This window comes from Nocardia sp. NPDC056064, from assembly GCF_042266925.1.
Taxonomy (GTDB): domain Bacteria; phylum Actinomycetota; class Actinomycetes; order Mycobacteriales; family Mycobacteriaceae; genus Nocardia.
Genome location: NZ_JBHJWO010000001.1, coordinates 3,883,751 through 3,898,835 on the forward strand (window position 1 = coordinate 3,883,751; position 15,085 = coordinate 3,898,835).

The following is a 15,085-nucleotide window of genomic DNA, read 5'->3' on the forward strand; positions in this document are numbered from 1 at the left end:
CGCGCAGGTCGTTCAACCCGGGCTGGGGGAGCGGCTGCGGATGGTGGTCAGCGACAGCCTGACCATCGCCAAACGCAATGTCATCAAGATCAAGCGCGTGCCCGACGTGCTGATCTTCACCACGCTCTCGCCGATCATGTTCGTGCTGCTGTTCGCCTACATCTTCGGCTCGGCGATCAAGGTCCCCGGCATGGAGGGCGGGTATCGCGAATTCCTGATCGCGGGCATCTTCGTGCAGACCGTGGTCTTCGGTGCCTCGTTCACCGGTGCCGGCCTGGCCGAGGACATGCAGAAGGGCATCATCGACCGGTTCCGCTCGCTGCCGATGGCGCCCTCGGCGGTGCTGGTCGGGCGCACGATCAGCGATGTGGTGATCAATGTGGTGAGCCTGGTGGTGATGTCGCTGACCGGCCTGGTCGTCGGCTGGCGCATCCGCGGCTCGTTCCTCGACGCGGTGCTCGCCTATGTGCTGATGCTGCTGTTCGCCTACGCGCTGTCGTGGATGATGGCGGTGGTCGGGCTGCTGGTGCGGGCGCCGGAGGTGTTCAACAACGCCAGCTTCATGGTGATCTTCCCGCTGACGTTCCTGTCCAACGCCTTCGTCCCGATCGAGGACCTGCCGGGCCCGTTGCGGGTGTTCGCCGAATGGAATCCCATGTCGGCGCTCACCCAGGCGGTTCGTGATCTGTTCGGCAACACCAGTCCGCTGGCCCCGCCCTCCACGGCGTGGCCGATGCAGCATCCGGTGGTGACCTCGCTGGTCTGGATCGTGGTGATCCTGGCGGTGTTCGTGCCGCTGGCTCAGTTGCAGTACAAGAAGTCCGTGAGCCGCTGACGGCTCAGTGCGCGCCGGTCTCCGAGGCGGGGGCCGGTGCGGAGCCGTTGCGGGAGTAGCCGAGGCGCGGGGGCTCGGCGGCGGGCTCGGGCAACTGCGGGCGCTTGCTGCGGGCGAACCAGGCCAGCGCGCCCGCGCCGGCGATCGCGAGCGACGCGATGAGCGGGTTACGAAGCTTCATGCGACCACTCTACGAGACGCTCCCGCGAGGTTCCCGGCCTCGCGCCGTCGCGGTGGCACCATAACTGCGTGACCTCACCCAACCAGACGGCCGTGGCGACGCTGCACACCGACCACGGTGACATCAAGATCGCGCTCTTCGGTAATCACGCCCCCGAGACGGTGCGTAACTTCGTCGATCTGGTCGAAGGCGCCGCGCCGTATACCGTCATCAACGCCGGTGGCACGGAATCCGGTCCGTTCTACGACGGTGCCATCTTCCACCGGGTGATCCCGGGGTTCATGATCCAGGGCGGCGACCCCACCGGCTCCGGCCGCGGTGGTCCCGGCTACGAATTCGACGACGAGTTCCACCCCGAACTGCAATTCGATCGCGGGTATCTGCTGGCGATGGCCAATGGCGGGCCGGGTACCAACGGCTCGCAGTTCTTCATCACGGTCGCCCCGCAGCCGCACCTCAACCGCAAGAACACCATTTTCGGCGAGGTGATCGACCCCGATTCCCGCAAGGTCGTCGAGGCGATCGGTTCGGTGAAGACCGACCGCAACGACCGCCCGGAGGACCCGGTGGTGATCTCCGGCATCACCATCGACTGAAGCCCCTGACGAAGAACTCCCCGTCGCGTCTTCGCGGCGGGGAGTTCTTTGCTTCACGTGAAACCTTGCTCAGTCGGTCACCGAGGCGAACCCGTTGACGACCAGCGCGTCGTAGACGTCGTGCGGGTTGGTGCCCAGGTCCCAGCGGCCGAAGATCAGCAGGCGCTCGGTGTCGTTGTGCCGGACGTCGACCTCGAGCATGGCGCTCTTGCGGCCGAGGCGGCGGTAGGAGACCATCCGGATCCGGTCGATGCGGTCCAGCGGGTATTCCTGGGGACCGGTGAGTGTGCCGACCACCAGGCGCGGCGCGGGGCCGGGGATCATGGTCAGCCGGGGACGCTGCCGGATGCCGAGCACCGTCATCGCCAGTACGGCGAACGCGGCGAGGCCGACGAGCAGCCTGCTCGGGCCGTCGGAGGCGAGAATCGTCGCCACGACCAGCAGAATTCCGCCGCCGGCGACGGCGAGCAGGCCCGCCAGCGGTGTGGTCCACGATGTGCCGGCAGCGGACTGACCTGTGCTCACGCGGCGTGTCTCCCCATTACTCCTCGAGTTGTCCACAGCTTCATCCACAGGTGTGCATGAATTACACAGGTGTAATCCGCAGCGGGGCTGGTCAGCGCCATCGCATGGTCATGATCAGGCCGACGACCATCAGGCCGAAGCCGATCAGGAAGTTCCAGGCGCCCAGGTCGTACATCCAGCCGATGTGCTCCTGTGCCAGGTAGTAGACGATGAGCCAGGCCAGGCCGGCGAGCATGAAGCCAAGCATGATCGCGACGTACCAGACCGGCGACGGACCCACTGCTTTCACCTTCACCGGCGTGCGGCTGGCGGGGCTCGGGGTGTAATCGGCCTTCTTGCGGACCTTGGACTTGGGCATGACGTCCTCGAATTCGGCGTATAAGTAACCTCTAGGCTATCCCACCAGGTAATGGATGCGACGACCTACGGGGTCGGCACGTACCCTCGACCCATGCGTGTATTGGTCGTCGACAACTACGACAGCTTCGTGTTCAACCTGGTGCAGTACCTCGGCCAGCTTGGTGCCGAGGCCGTGGTCTGGCGCAACGACGACCCGCGCCTCGCCGATCTCGACACCCTGCTCACCCGTGGCGACGAAGGCGGCAGCTTCGACGGCGTGCTGGTGAGCCCCGGCCCCGGCAGCCCCGACCGCGCGGGCGCGAGCATCCCGCTGGTCCACGCCGCCGCGAAGCACCACACGCCACTGCTGGGCGTATGCCTCGGGCATCAGGCCATCGGCGAGGCGTTCGGCGGCACCGTCGACCGCGCGCCCGAGCTGCTGCACGGCAAGACCAGCTCGGTCTACCACCTGGGCTCCGGCGTGCTGGCCGGTCTGCCCGATCCCTTCACCGCCACCCGCTACCACTCGCTGACCGTGCTCCCGGAGACCATGCCCGAGGAGCTCGAGGTGGTCGGCCACACCGAGAGCGGCATCGTGATGGCCATGCGCCACCGCACCCTGCCGATCCACGGCGTGCAGTTCCACCCGGAGTCGGTGCTCACCCAGGGCGGGCACCGGATGCTGGCCAACTGGCTCGAGGTCTGCGGCGAGCGGCCGTCGGAGGCGCTGGTCTCCGCACTCGAGGCGGAGGTCGCGGCGCTGGTCTTCCAGTGAGCGAGCGGCCGTGGGTTCTGTTGTCGGTGGCGGCCAGTCTCGACGGGTACATCGACGACACGAGCGCGCACCGGCTGCTGCTGTCCAACAGCGCCGACTTCGATCGGGTCGATCAGGTGCGTGCCCAGTCCGACGCCATCCTCGTCGGTGCCAGCACCCTGCGCGCCGACAATCCGCGCCTGCTGGTGAACAGTGCCGAGCGGCGGGCCGTGCGGGTGGCCTCGGGCAAGCCGGAGTATCCGGTGAAGGTGACCGTCACCGAGACCGGCGAGCTCGATCCCGCACTGAAGTTCTGGCACACCGGCGGCGAGAAGCTCGTCTACACCGGTGCGGCGGGGGCGGCGCGGCTGGGTGCGCGGCTCGCCGGGCTGGCCGAGGTGGTCGTCCTCGGTGACCGGCCCGCGCTGGCGGACCTGCTCGACGATCTCGGCGCGCGCGGTATCCACAGGCTGATGGTGGAGGGCGGCACCGGCATGCACACCGGCTTCCTCGCCGAGGGCCTCGCCGACGAGATCCGCCTGGCGATCGCCCCGATCCTGGTGGGCGACACGGCCGCTCCGCGCTTCGTCGGACCGGCGTTGTTCCCCGGCGGCGCACAGCGCAGGCTGCGGTTGACGCATGTGGAACAACTTGGGGATGTCGCTGTGCTCAACTACCTGGTCAACCCTGGGGACAACCCGGTCGACTAACCGGTCCTGTGCGTGAAATCATCACCATGACCTGCGGATATGCCGCTGTTCACACGTTGTCCGGCGCCACCGTGCACACCTGAACATGACAGATTCCACATCTGGTGAAAGCTGTGGATAACTTCGACCGGCAGGGGATCTCGATGAGCGACGGCGACACCGACCACCGCTTCATGCACAGGGCGATCGAGCTCGCCCGGCAGTGCCCGCCCAGCTCGACGGCCTATTCGGTGGGCGCGGTGATCGTCGCCGACGGGGTCGAGATCGCCGCGGGCTATTCGCGCGAGACCGACGAGAAGGTGCACGCCGAGGAATCCGCGCTGAACAAGCTCGACCCCGACGACCCCCGCCTGACCAGGGCCACCATCTACAGCACCTTGGAACCGTGCTCGACCCGCGCCACCGCGACCCGCCTGCCCTGCACCGACCGCATCCTGGCCGCGGGCATCCCCACCGTGGTGATCGCCTGGCGCGAGCCGAGCCTGTTCGTCGCCGCCTGCGAGGGTGTGGACAAACTCCGTGAGCACGGCGTGCGGGTGCTGGAGCTCACCGACCTGGCCGCCGAGGCCAGGTCGATGAACTCCCATCTGGACCTGAGCTGAGCGGTCAGGGCCGCCCGTAGATGGCCGTCACGAACTCGCCGAGCTGGTTGTCGTCGAGGTGGCGGGCCAGATCGGCCTCGCTGATCATGCCGACCAGGCGCTTGTTCTCGATCACCGGCATGCGCTTGACCCGGTGCCCCTCCATCTGATCGAGCACCTCTTCCACATCGGCGTCCGCGCTGACCCAGCGCGGCGTCGACTCACACAGTTCGGCCGCGGTCGTCGTCTCGGGGGACAGCCCGAGCGCCACGCACTTCACCACGATGTCGCGATCGGTGATGATGCCGCACATGCGCTCGTTGTCGTCGGCGACGACCAGCGAGCCCACGCCGAGATCGGCCATCGCGGCCGCGGCGGTTGCCACGGTGTCGCCACGGGTGATCCACTGCGCGCCGGGCTTCATGATGTCCCTGGCCATGGTCATGAGGCGTCCTCCTGGTCAGCGTTGCTGGTTGGGATGAGCAGCCTCATTCTGCGCCCGTGGCGACGGGGCAGGAAGGTTCTCCACGCAATCGAGACCTCGCGCTAGCGCGGGATCGGCGACGCTCCCACCTGCAACACCACATTGCCGTTGACCGTCACCGTCGACCCCGCCGCCGGGCTCTGCCCGACGATCTTGCCCGAGGCGCTGCCGTCGAGCGTGATCACCGTGGTCTGGCTCAGCTGACCGGTCCAGCCCAGCGCCCGCAGCTTCTCCTGCGCCTGCACCGGGGTGAGCCCGCTCAGATCCGGCACGTCGATCCGGTCGCCGTCGGAGACCTGCACGACGATGGTCGAGCCCTTCTCCGCGTTGCTGCCGCCGCCCGGGCTGGTCGACAGGACCGTGCCCTTGGGCTGCGCGGATTTCACGTTCTCGATCGTCACCTTGAAGCCGGCCCCGGCCACCAGGTTCGGCTGGGCGACCGCGATGTCCTGGCCAACCACATCGGGCACCCTGACCTGCTCGGGCCCGCTGCCGATGATCAGCGTGATCGGCAGATCGATGCTGACCCAGGTGCCGACGCGCGGTTCGGTCTCGACCACCTTGTCGGTCTCGGCGATGCTCGACGCCTTGCGCTGCACCTGCGGGTCGATGCTCAGCCCGATCGCGTTGAGCGACTGCTCGGCGGCGGCCTGGGTCATGCCCTCGAGCCGGGGCACCTGCACCTGCGCGGGCCCGGTCGAGACCTGCACGGTGACGGTGCTGCCCTCGTCGATGCGCGAACCGCCCAGCGGCTGGGTCGCGATCACGTTGCCCGGCATCACCCGGCTGTCCGGCTTGTCCTCGGTGGCGACCTGGAAACCGGCCTTGACCAGCGCGGACTGCGCCTGCTGCTTGGACTGGCCGGATACGTCCGGCACGGCGATCTGGTCGGGCTTGCTGCCCGGCCCGACCAGCACCCAGAACAGCCCGAACGCCACCGCCAGCGCGGCGGCCACCCCGAGCGCGATCAGGCCGGTGCGATTGCGGCCCTCGGCGGGCGGGGCGATCGCGGCCTGCTCGGAGGTGTCCTCGCGGCGGTCACGGAAACTGCGCGGCGCGGGCTCGTCGTCGTAATCCATGATGGTGGTGCGATCTTCGTCGTTCATCACCATCGGCGCGCTCGGCTTCTGCCCGCCGAGCACCCGGATCAGATCCGCGCGCATCTCCGCGGCGGTCTGGTAGCGGTTGGCCGGGTTCTTGGCCATCGCCTTGAGGATCACCGAGTCCAGCTCGCGCGGCACACCGGGATTCACCGACGACGGCAGCGGCGGGTCCTCCTTGACGTGCTGGTACGCCACCGCGACCGGCGAGTCACCGGTGAACGGCGGCTGCCCGGTGAGGATCTCGAAGAGCACACAGCCCACCGAGTACACATCCGAACGCGCGTCCACGGTCTCGCCGCGTGCCTGCTCGGGCGAGAGGTACTGCGCGGTGCCGATCACCGCGGCGGTCTGGGTCATCGGGTTGGAGCTGTCGGCGATCGCGCGCGCGATGCCGAAGTCCATCACTTTCACCGCACCGGCGCGGTTGATCATGATGTTGGCCGGCTTCATGTCGCGGTGCACGATCCCGGCCTTGTGGCTGAAATCGAGCGCGGCGCACACGTCGGCCACGATCTCCATCGCCTTGCGCGGCGCGAGCGGGCCCTTGCCGCGCACGATGTCGCGCAGGGTGTCGCCCTCGACGTACTCCATCACGATGTAGGGCAGCGGCCCGCCGTCGACGGTGGCCTCGCCGGTGTCGTAGACGGCCACGATCGCCGGATGGTTCAGCGCGGCCGCGTTCTGCGCCTCGCGCTTGAAGCGCAGGTAGAACGTGGGATCGCGGGCCAGGTCGGCGCGCAGCACCTTGATCGCCACATCGCGCGAGAGGCGCACGTCGCGGGCCTTGTGCACCTCGGACATGCCGCCGAACCCGATGATCTCGCCCAGCTCGTACCGAGAGGAGAGATTCTTCGGGGTGGTCATGGCTGTCCTATGTTCGGGCCCACGACGTTGTCGTCGTCCGGGAAGGGCAAATCGAAGGTGGGCAGGCGCGGACCGCGGACCGTGGTGGTGCCCGCCGCGGGCTGGGTCGTCGTCGGCGTGGGCTTGGTGGTCTTCGGCGGCGTCGTGGTCGACGGCTTGGGCGTGGTGGTGGTCGGCGGCTCGGTCGTGGTGGTCGGCGGTTCCGTGGTGGTGCTCGGCGGTTCCGTCGTGGTGGTCGGGCTCGGGGCCTGGGTGGTGGTCGGCGCCTCGGACGGCGGAACGATCACCGGCGGCGCCGATTTCGTCGTCACCGGCGGGGGTACCGGCTGGGTGGTCTGCACCGTGGTCGTGGTCGTGCCGGTGCCGCGGTTGGGCTCGCCGCCGAACAGCAGCCACAGCACACCGCCGCCGAGCAGCAGCGCGCCGACACCGAGGGCGATCAGCCACTTCTGGTTGTTGCGGCTGTCGTGGGCGGGCGCCGCCGCGACCGGCGCGGCGGCGGCCTGGGTGGGCGGGCCACCGTAGCCACCGTTGGGCTGGTTGCCGAAACGCATGGTGGCGCCGTCGTATTCGGCGCCTGCCGCGGCGGGGATGGCCATGGTCGGGCCGGGCGGCAGCACCCGGGTGGCCCCGGTCATCGGCTGGGCGGCACCCGAGGGCGGGGGCGGCATGTGCCCGGCGCGCACGGCGGCCACGGCGTCGGCGAACTCGCCACCGCTGCTGTAGCGCTGCGCGGGGTCCTTGGCCATGGTGATGGCGATGAGCTCGTGCACGTTCGCGGGCAGGTCGGCGGGCATCGGCGGCGGGGCGTCGCGCACGTGCTTCATCGCGACGGTGATCGCGCCCTCGCCGGTGAACGGGCGCACGCCGGCCAGCGCCTCGTAGCCGACGATGCCGAGGGAGTACACGTCGCTGGCCGCGGTGGCGTCCTCGCCGACGGCCTGCTCCGGCGCGATGTACTGCGCGGTGCCCATCACCATGCCGGTCTTGGTCACCGGCGAGGCGTCGACGGCCTTGGCGATGCCGAAGTCGGTGATCTTCACCTGACCGGTCGGGGTGACGAGGATATTGCCCGGCTTCACGTCGCGGTGCACCACGCCCGCGGCGTGCGCGACCTCGAGTGCCCGGCCGGTCTGCTCGAGCATGTCCAGACCCTGGACGACCGAGAGCCTGCCCATCCGGTTGAGCACCGCGTTGAGCGGCTCGCCCTGGACCAGCTCCATCACCAGGTAGGCGGTCTCGCCGCCGGAGGGATCGGTGGTCTCGCCGTAGTCGTAGATGCCCGCGATGCCGGGGGCGTTGAGCTGCGCGGTGGTGCGCGCCTCGACCCGGAACCGCTGACGGAAGGTCGGGTCGGCGGAGAACTCGGTCTTGAGGACCTTGACCGCCACCCGGCGGTCGAGCCGGGTGTCCATCGCTTCCCACACCTGACCCATGCCACCGGTGGCGATGAGCCGTTGCAGGCGGTAGCGGTCAGCGATCATGGCGCCGTTGTTCAGCATCGGGGCCCCCGTGTTGTCACTCGCACACTCATTTCGTTCAGCCCCCTGCCAGGCCCGCGTCCAGTACCGACCTGGCGATCGGAGCGGCCACCGAGCCGCCGGTCGCCGCCAGTGCCCGGTCGCCGCCGTTCTCGACGATCACCGCGATGGCGATCTTCGGGTTCTGCGCGGGCGCGAAGGCCATGTACCAGGCGTGTGGCGGGGTGTTACGGGGATTGCTGCCGTGTTCGGCCGTACCGGTCTTGGACGCGATCTGGTACGGCGAGCGGCCACCGCCCGCGGTATTGCTCTCCGAGGCGATCATCAGGTCTTTCAGCGTCGACGCTACCGGCCCGGTCACGGCTTGTCCGACCGAGACCGGCTCGGTCTTGCTCAGCTCGGACAGATCGGGCGCCTGGGTGGAATCCACCAGGTACGGCTGCATCCGGGTGCCGCCGTTGGCGATGGTCGCCGCGATCACCGCGACGTCGAGCGGGGTCACCGCGACATCGCGCTGGCCGATGCTGGACTGACCCAGCGCGGCGTTGTCCGGGATCGAGCCGACGGTCGACTCGGCGACCGGCACCGGGACACCCCGGTGCGGGCCGATGCCGAACGCCGCGGCCTCGTCCTTGAGCTTGGACGCGCCGACCTTCACACCCAGTTCGACGAACGCGGTGTTGCACGAGCGCCGGAACGCCTCGTAGAGGCTGGCGGTCGGCTGGTCACCGCAGGTGCTGCCGTTGTAGTTCTCCAGCGTGGTGCTGGTGCCGGGCAGGGTGATGTTGGGCGCGGCGGTGAACTGGTCGTTCGGCCCGGCGATGCCGTTGGACAGCGCGGCCGCGGTGACCACGGTCTTGAAGGTCGAGCCCGGCGGGTAGGTCTGCGAGACCGCGCGATTGAGCATCGGCTGGCTCTCGTCGGTGCTCAGCTGCTCCCAGGCCGCCCGGCCCGCGGCACCGTCGTGGCCGGAGAGCTGGTTGGGGTCGTAGCTGGGCGTGGACACCATGGTCAGGATCTTGCCGGTGCTCGGCTCGATCGCGACCACCGCGCCGGTGTAGCCCTTGGAGGTCATCTGCTCGTAGGCGACCTGCTGCATCAGCGGGTTCAGCGTGGTCAGCACGTTGGCGCCGCGCGGATCGCGGCCGGAGAACATGTCGACCAGGCGGGTGCCGAACAGGCTCGAGTCGTTGCCCGAGAGCAGCGGGTCCTCGGCCAGCTCGAGGCCGGTCTTGCCGTACTGCATCGAGTAGAAACCGGTGACCGGCGCGTAGGCGTCGGGCAGCGAGGGGTACTGGCGCAGGTACTTGTACCGGTCGTCGGTGGCGACCGAGCTGGCCAGCACGGTGCCACCGGCGGAGATCTGGCCGCGCTGGCGCGAGTACTCGTCGAGCAGCACGCGGGAGTTGCGCGGATCGCTGCGCAGATCGTCGGCCTTGACCACCTGCAGGTAGGTGGCGTTGACCAGCAACGCGACCACCATCACCATCACGGCGACGGCGACCCGGCGAAGGGGTGTGTTCATTCGCTGGCCCTGCCTTCCCGTCTGAACATCTCGGTGGCCGCGTCGGCGATCGGGGCGGGCGCGCGCTTGCGGGCCGGCGCCGGCGCGCGGGCCGCGTCGGAGATCTTGATCAGCAGTCCGAGCAGCGCGTAGTTCGCCAGCAGCGACGAACCGCCGTAGGAGATGAACGGCGTGGTCAGGCCGGTGAGCGGGATCAGCTTGGTGACGCCACCGACGACGACGAAGATCTGGATCGCGATCGTGAACGACAGGCCCGCCGCCAGCAGCTTGCCGAAGCTGTCACGCACGGCCAGCGCGGTGCGCAGGCCGCGCACGATGAAGATCAGGAACAGCATCAGCACCGCGGCCAGGCCGATCAGCCCGAGCTCCTCGCCGATGGTGGTGACGATGAAGTCGGTCTTGGCGAAGGGCACCTGCTGCGGGCGTCCGCTGCCCAGCCCGGTCCCGGCGAGCCCGCCGGTCGCGAAGCCGAACATCGACTGCGAGATCTGGTAGCCGGTGTTGTGGTAGTCGTCGAACGGGTGCAGCCAGGTGTCCACGCGCACCCGCACGTGCCCGAACAGCTGGTAGGCGAACACGAAACCCAGCGCCAGCAGGCCGCCGCCGATGATCAGCCAGCCCACCCGCTCGGTGGCGATGTAGATCATCACCAGCACCGTGCCGAAGATCAGCAGCGAGGTGCCGAGGTCCTTCTCCAGCACCAGCACGCCGATGCAGACGACCCACACGATCAGCACCGGGCCCATGTCGCGCGGGCGCGGGAAGTCCATGCCGAGGAAGTGCTTGCCCGCCGCGGTGAACAGCTCACGCTTGGCCACCAGCACACCGGCGAAGAACACGATCAGCAGGATCTTGGCGAATTCGCCCGGCTGCACACTGAAGCCGGGCAGCCGGATCCAGATCTTGGCGCCGTTGACCTCGGAGAACCGGCTCGGCAGCAGGGCCGGGATGGCCAGCGCGATCAGCCCGACCAGGCCGAGGGTGTAGGTGTAGCGCGCCAGCGTGCGGTAGTCGCGCAGCACGATCAGCAGGCTGATGAACACCACGATGCCCAGGCCGGTCCACATGATCTGCTGGTTGGCGTCGGGGGAGGGGATCGGGCTCGAGTCGTAGATCGCCTTCTCGGCGTCGGCGAGGTCGAGGCGGTGGATCAGCACCAGGCCCAGGCCGTTGAGCAGCGCCACGATCGGCAGCAGCAGCGGGTCGGCGAAGGGCGCGAACCGGCGCACCGCCAGATGCGCGACGCCGAACAGCGCCAGGAAGGCCAGCCCGTACTTGGCGATGTCCCAGGTGACCGACTGCTCCTGGCTCGCCTCCACGATGAACAGCGACACCGTCGTGATCCCCGCGGCACCCGCCAGCAACAGCAACTCCTGGTTGCGTCGCGTCGACGGGGGCGGCGCTGGCGCGAATCCGCCAGGGGGGCTGGGGAACGCCCCGGCCGACGGCGGTGCCGGTGCGGACATCAGTCCGTCACCCGGCAGTTCTCCCCTGAGATCTGCGGAGTTGTCGGGGGGGCGGGGGTGGTGGTGGTCGGCGGCGCCGGGGTGGTGGTCGGCGTCGCGGGCTGATCGGGACCGGGGGTGGGGACACCCGGGGTCACCGGGGGGACCTCGGTCGGCAGCAGCACACCGGGCTGGGGCACCGATTCCTTCTTCGGGCACGGCGGCAGCAGTTCCTTGGCGGCCAGCACCTTCATGCTGTCGCGCGCCTTGTCCAGCGAGTCCGGCGGCAGGCCCTTCTGCACCTGATCGCGGCCGGTCGGCTTGAGATCGCTGACCATGAGCTTCTTGCAGCCGCTGGGCGGGGTGGCGCCCGCGTCGACGAGGGTGAGCTCGCCCTTGCTGTTGACGCAGCCGGTGAGCTCCACATCGTGGATCGAGTAGCCCAGGATCGAGCCGGGCAGCCCGCGCATCACCACGACCTGATCGTGGTCGGCGCCCACGTAGTAGTTGCTGCGAATCATCTTGTAGCCCACCACGAGACCCACCGCGACCGCGGCGATCAGCGCCACCGACAGCAGCAGCCAGCGCAGCTTGTGCGACTTGGTCTCCGGCGGCGGGGGCGCGGCGGCGGCCCGGCGCGGCTGCGCGCGCGGCGGGCGCATGGCGGCGGCCCGGCCCGCGGCGGTGTTGGGCGGCGGGGTGTCTTCCTCCTCCTCGGTGGAGGCGGCGCCCGCGACGATCGGATGACTCTGCCCGTAGTCGAGATCGATCACATCGGCGACCACGACGGTGACGTTGTCGGGCCCGCCGCTGCGCAGCGCCAGCTCGATCAGCCGGTCGGCGCACTCGTCGGTGTTGCCCTCGCGCATGGTGTTGCCGATGGTCTCGTCGCTCACCACGTCCGAGAGGCCGTCGGAGCAGAGCAGATACCGGTCACCGGCGCGCGCCTCGCGCATGATCAGCGTGGGCTCGATCTCGTTGCCGGTGAGGGCGCGCATGATCAGCGAACGCTGCGGATGGGTGTGCGCCTGCTCGGGGGTGATCCGGCCCTCGTCGACCAGCGACTGCACGAAGGTGTCGTCGCGGGTGATCTGGGCGAGTTCGCCGTCGCGCAGCATGTAGGCGCGCGAGTCGCCGATGTGCACCATGCCGAGCTTGCCGCCCGCGAACAGGATGGCGGTGAGCGTGGTACCCATGCCGTCGAGTTCGGGTTCGGCCTCGACGTGGTCGGCGATGGCGGCGTTGCCGGAGCGGGTGGCGCGATCGAGCTTGCCGAGGATGTCCTGGCCGGGCTCGTCGTCGTCGAGGTGCGCCAGCGCGGCGATCATCAACTGGGAGGCGACTTCACCGGCGGCGTGTCCACCCATGCCGTCGGCCAGTGCGAGCAGCCGTGCGCCCGCGTAGACCGAATCCTCGTTGTTGCCCCGGACGAGTCCGCGGTCGCTTCGCGCTGTGTAGCGCAGAACAAGTGTCACGATCGCAGCTCGATCACTGTTTTGCCGACCCGGACAGGAGTGCCGAGCGGAACACGGACGGCGGTGGTGACTTTCGCGCGGTCGAGATAGGTGCCATTGGTGGAGCCGAGGTCCTCCACGTACCAGTCGTCACCACGCTGAGACAGTCGCGCGTGCCTGGTCGAGGCATAGTCGTCGGTGAGTACCAGCGTCGAATCGTCGGCGCGGCCGATGAGGACCGGTTGTGTGCCGAGTGTGATCCGAGTGCCGGCGAGTGAACCATGAGTCACCACTAGATACTTGGCGCCCTTCTGGCCTCGGCTGAAGGAGGGCAGTCCCATGGACCCGCGTGCGCCGCGAGTGGCCCTGGGCTGTATCCGTATGCCGGATGCCGCGTAGATATCGCTGCGCAAGGTCCGCAGAACGGCCCAGACGAACAACCAGAGCAGCAGCAGGAACCCCGCGCGGGTCAATTGCAGGATCAATCCCTGCACGGCGTTCCACCTCCTGTTCGCCCGGGTACGTCGGTACGGCAGGTGCGGGGCGAACCACCCCCACCGGCGTGCTGGCTTGCGGGCCCCGAGGTCGGGGCCGTGCGTGTGATGGCAGCATCATAGGGCCGACAGCGTCGACTCGTGACGTGCACCGCGCAGCTTACGGGATCAGACGATCCGGATCAGGATCTCGGAATGTCCGGCCCGGATGACGTCGCCGTCGGCGAGCTGCCAGTCCTGCACCGGCGAGCCGTTGACCAGCGTGCCGTTGGTGGAACCGAGGTCCGACAGCATCGCGGTCTGGCCGTCCCAGCGCACCTCGATGTGGCGGCGCGACACACCGGTGTCGGGCAGCCGGAAGTGGGCGTCCTGCCCGCGGCCGATGATGTTGGAACCCTCGCGCAGCTGGTAGGTGCGGCCGCTGCCGTCGTCGAGCTGCAGCGTGGCCGAGTAGCTGGACTGGGCGGGCGCGCCGTAGCCCGCGCCGGCCTGCTGGCCGTACCCGCCGCCCTGCGGCTGGCCGTACCCCGCCTGCTGGCCGTAGCCGCCCTGCTCCTCCTGGCCGTAGGCCGGATCGGCGTAGCCCTGCTGGCCGCCGCCGTACCCACCCTGCTGGCCGTAGCCGGGTTCGGCGTAGCCCTGCTGGCCGTAGCCGCCCTGCTGGTCGTAGCCCGGTTCGGCGTAGCCCTGCTGGCCGTACCCCGCCTGCTGGCCGTAGCCACCCTGCTGGTCGTAGCCCTGCTGGCCGTAGCCACCTTGCTGGTCGTAGCCCGGTTCGGCGTAGCCCTGCTGGCCGCCGCCGTAGCCACCCTGCTGGCTGTAGGCCTGCTGGCCGTAGCCGCCTTGCTGGTCGTAGCCGGGTTCGGCGTAGCCCTGCTGGCCGCCGCCGTAACCACCCTGCTGGCCGTAGCCGCCCTGGTCGTAGCCGTTCTGGTACTCGCCACCCTGCTGGCCGTAGGCGGCGTCGCCGTAGCCACCCTGGGCGTCGGGCGCGCCGTAGCCGGCACCCGCGTGACCGTATTCGTCGGGGTAGGCGCCCCCTGGAGCTGCCCCACGTCCGGCGGGCGGCGGCGCGTACCCGCGATTGCGTGGATCGGACTCCGCGGGCTCTCGGCTCGGCTCGTAGCCTGAGTTGTGCGTCATGGGGCCAGCTCCTGGTTGCGGGTGTGCGGGTCGTTGTGGCTGTTCGGGGCGAGGTGGGGCGGTCCCGCGACCGGCGTCGGGGTCGACGTGGCCGCTCGCTCTGAACTGTCCGGTGTGCAGCGTAGGTGATGCCTCGAACGCCACGTGTACTTCGCCGTAGGTCTGCCAGCCCTGCTCGCGGATGTAATCCTGCAGATGTTTGGCGAACGCTTTGGTCGTGAGGTCGTGATCGGCATCGAGCTTGCCGTGATCGGAGGAGTTGATCGTGATCACATAATTGTTGGGCGCGAGCCGATGCCCGCCGCCCAGATCCTGGATGTGATCAGCGGCTTCGCGCTGCAGCGCGGCCTCCACCTCCTGGGGCACGACGCTGCCGCCGAACACCCGCGCGAACACATCACCGACGGCGCCTTGCAGGCGACGCTCGAATCTCGACACGATGCCCATCACAGCCCTCCCTTCGGTGCACGTATCCAGCCGGTGGACACGCTGGTTACGGCGTGTCCGGACGCGACCACGTTCCTTGCATGATATCCACGATCCTCCAACCCTGTAACTCCCGGCGAACCGC

16 protein-coding genes are annotated in these 15,085 nt (G+C 69.1%); 5 read left to right on the plus strand and 11 right to left on the minus strand.

Annotated elements, in window-relative coordinates:
* Window positions 1-40 precede the first annotated feature (40 nt).
* The gene (locus ACFC06_RS17960; RefSeq protein ID WP_375935584.1) at window positions 41-835 is read left to right on the plus strand and encodes an ABC transporter permease; all 795 of its coding nucleotides are present in this window, start codon (window positions 41-43) and stop codon (window positions 833-835) included.
* Window positions 836-839: 4 nt separating this feature from the next.
* Here ACFC06_RS17960 and ACFC06_RS17965 read toward each other — a convergent pair whose 3' ends face one another.
* Window positions 840-1,016: a hypothetical protein gene (locus ACFC06_RS17965; RefSeq protein ID WP_375932118.1), complete on the minus strand. Its 177-nt coding sequence runs from the start codon at window positions 1,014-1,016 to the stop codon at window positions 840-842.
* 68 nt (window positions 1,017-1,084) lie between these two features.
* Between ACFC06_RS17965 and ACFC06_RS17970 the strand changes: the two genes are divergently transcribed.
* Window positions 1,085-1,612 (plus strand): peptidylprolyl isomerase, encoded by a 528-nt coding sequence (locus tag ACFC06_RS17970; RefSeq protein WP_375932121.1) that lies wholly within the window; start codon window positions 1,085-1,087, stop codon window positions 1,610-1,612.
* A 69-nt stretch (window positions 1,613-1,681) separates the two neighbouring features.
* Here ACFC06_RS17970 and ACFC06_RS17975 read toward each other — a convergent pair whose 3' ends face one another.
* Entirely contained in the window at window positions 1,682-2,137 is a 456-nt protein-coding gene (locus ACFC06_RS17975; protein ID WP_375932124.1) for a PH domain-containing protein, read from the minus strand.
* Between the two features lie 91 nt (window positions 2,138-2,228).
* Window positions 2,229-2,495 (minus strand): cell division protein CrgA, encoded by a 267-nt coding sequence (crgA, locus tag ACFC06_RS17980; protein ID WP_278260906.1) that lies wholly within the window; start codon window positions 2,493-2,495, stop codon window positions 2,229-2,231.
* Window positions 2,496-2,588: 93 nt separating this feature from the next.
* Between crgA and ACFC06_RS17985 the strand changes: the two genes are divergently transcribed.
* The 3 genes from ACFC06_RS17985 (at window position 2,589) to ACFC06_RS17995 (ending at window position 4,542) form a co-directional block, all read left to right on the plus strand.
* Window positions 2,589-3,251, plus strand: coding sequence for an aminodeoxychorismate/anthranilate synthase component II (locus tag ACFC06_RS17985; protein WP_375932127.1), 663 nt, complete (start codon window positions 2,589-2,591; stop codon window positions 3,249-3,251).
* Window positions 3,248-3,940 carry a RibD family protein gene (locus ACFC06_RS17990; RefSeq protein ID WP_375932130.1) on the plus strand — a complete coding sequence of 231 codons (693 nt, stop codon included), beginning with the start codon at window positions 3,248-3,250 and terminating at the stop codon, window positions 3,938-3,940. The genes ACFC06_RS17985 and ACFC06_RS17990 overlap by 4 nt, the downstream gene beginning before the upstream one ends.
* Before the next feature lie 113 nt (window positions 3,941-4,053).
* Window positions 4,054-4,542, plus strand: coding sequence for a deaminase (locus ACFC06_RS17995; protein ID WP_375932133.1), 489 nt, complete (start codon window positions 4,054-4,056; stop codon window positions 4,540-4,542).
* Window positions 4,543-4,546: 4 nt separating this feature from the next.
* Here ACFC06_RS17995 and ACFC06_RS18000 read toward each other — a convergent pair whose 3' ends face one another.
* The 8 genes from ACFC06_RS18000 to ACFC06_RS18035 all read right to left on the minus strand — a co-directional run bounded on the left by ACFC06_RS18000 (window position 4,547) and on the right by ACFC06_RS18035 (window position 14,961).
* A complete protein-coding gene (locus ACFC06_RS18000; protein WP_278260902.1) occupies window positions 4,547-4,966 on the minus strand; it encodes a CBS domain-containing protein in 420 nt (139 codons plus the stop codon).
* A 101-nt stretch (window positions 4,967-5,067) separates the two neighbouring features.
* On the minus strand, window positions 5,068-6,972 hold the full coding sequence (gene pknB / locus ACFC06_RS18005; protein WP_375932136.1) for a Stk1 family PASTA domain-containing Ser/Thr kinase: 1,905 nt from the start codon (window positions 6,970-6,972) through the stop codon (window positions 5,068-5,070).
* On the minus strand, window positions 6,969-8,474 hold the full coding sequence (locus tag ACFC06_RS18010; RefSeq protein ID WP_375932139.1) for a protein kinase: 1,506 nt from the start codon (window positions 8,472-8,474) through the stop codon (window positions 6,969-6,971). The genes pknB and ACFC06_RS18010 overlap by 4 nt, the downstream gene beginning before the upstream one ends.
* A gap of 37 nt (window positions 8,475-8,511) precedes the next feature.
* Window positions 8,512-9,978, minus strand: coding sequence for a peptidoglycan D,D-transpeptidase FtsI family protein (locus ACFC06_RS18015; protein WP_375932142.1), 1,467 nt, complete (start codon window positions 9,976-9,978; stop codon window positions 8,512-8,514).
* Window positions 9,975-11,444 (minus strand): FtsW/RodA/SpoVE family cell cycle protein, encoded by a 1,470-nt coding sequence (locus ACFC06_RS18020; protein WP_375932145.1) that lies wholly within the window; start codon window positions 11,442-11,444, stop codon window positions 9,975-9,977. Before ACFC06_RS18020 ends, ACFC06_RS18015 begins: the two co-directional genes overlap by 4 nt.
* On the minus strand, window positions 11,444-12,898 hold the full coding sequence (locus ACFC06_RS18025) for a PP2C family protein-serine/threonine phosphatase (RefSeq protein ID WP_375932148.1): 1,455 nt from the start codon (window positions 12,896-12,898) through the stop codon (window positions 11,444-11,446). The genes ACFC06_RS18020 and ACFC06_RS18025 overlap by 1 nt, the downstream gene beginning before the upstream one ends.
* Window positions 12,895-13,371, minus strand: a complete 477-nt coding sequence (locus ACFC06_RS18030; RefSeq protein WP_278260896.1) for an FHA domain-containing protein — start codon at window positions 13,369-13,371, stop codon at window positions 12,895-12,897. The genes ACFC06_RS18025 and ACFC06_RS18030 overlap by 4 nt, the downstream gene beginning before the upstream one ends.
* A 168-nt stretch (window positions 13,372-13,539) precedes the next feature.
* Window positions 13,540-14,961: a DUF3662 and FHA domain-containing protein gene (locus tag ACFC06_RS18035; RefSeq protein ID WP_375932152.1), complete on the minus strand. Its 1,422-nt coding sequence runs from the start codon at window positions 14,959-14,961 to the stop codon at window positions 13,540-13,542.
* Between the last annotated feature and the right edge of the window lie 124 nt (window positions 14,962-15,085).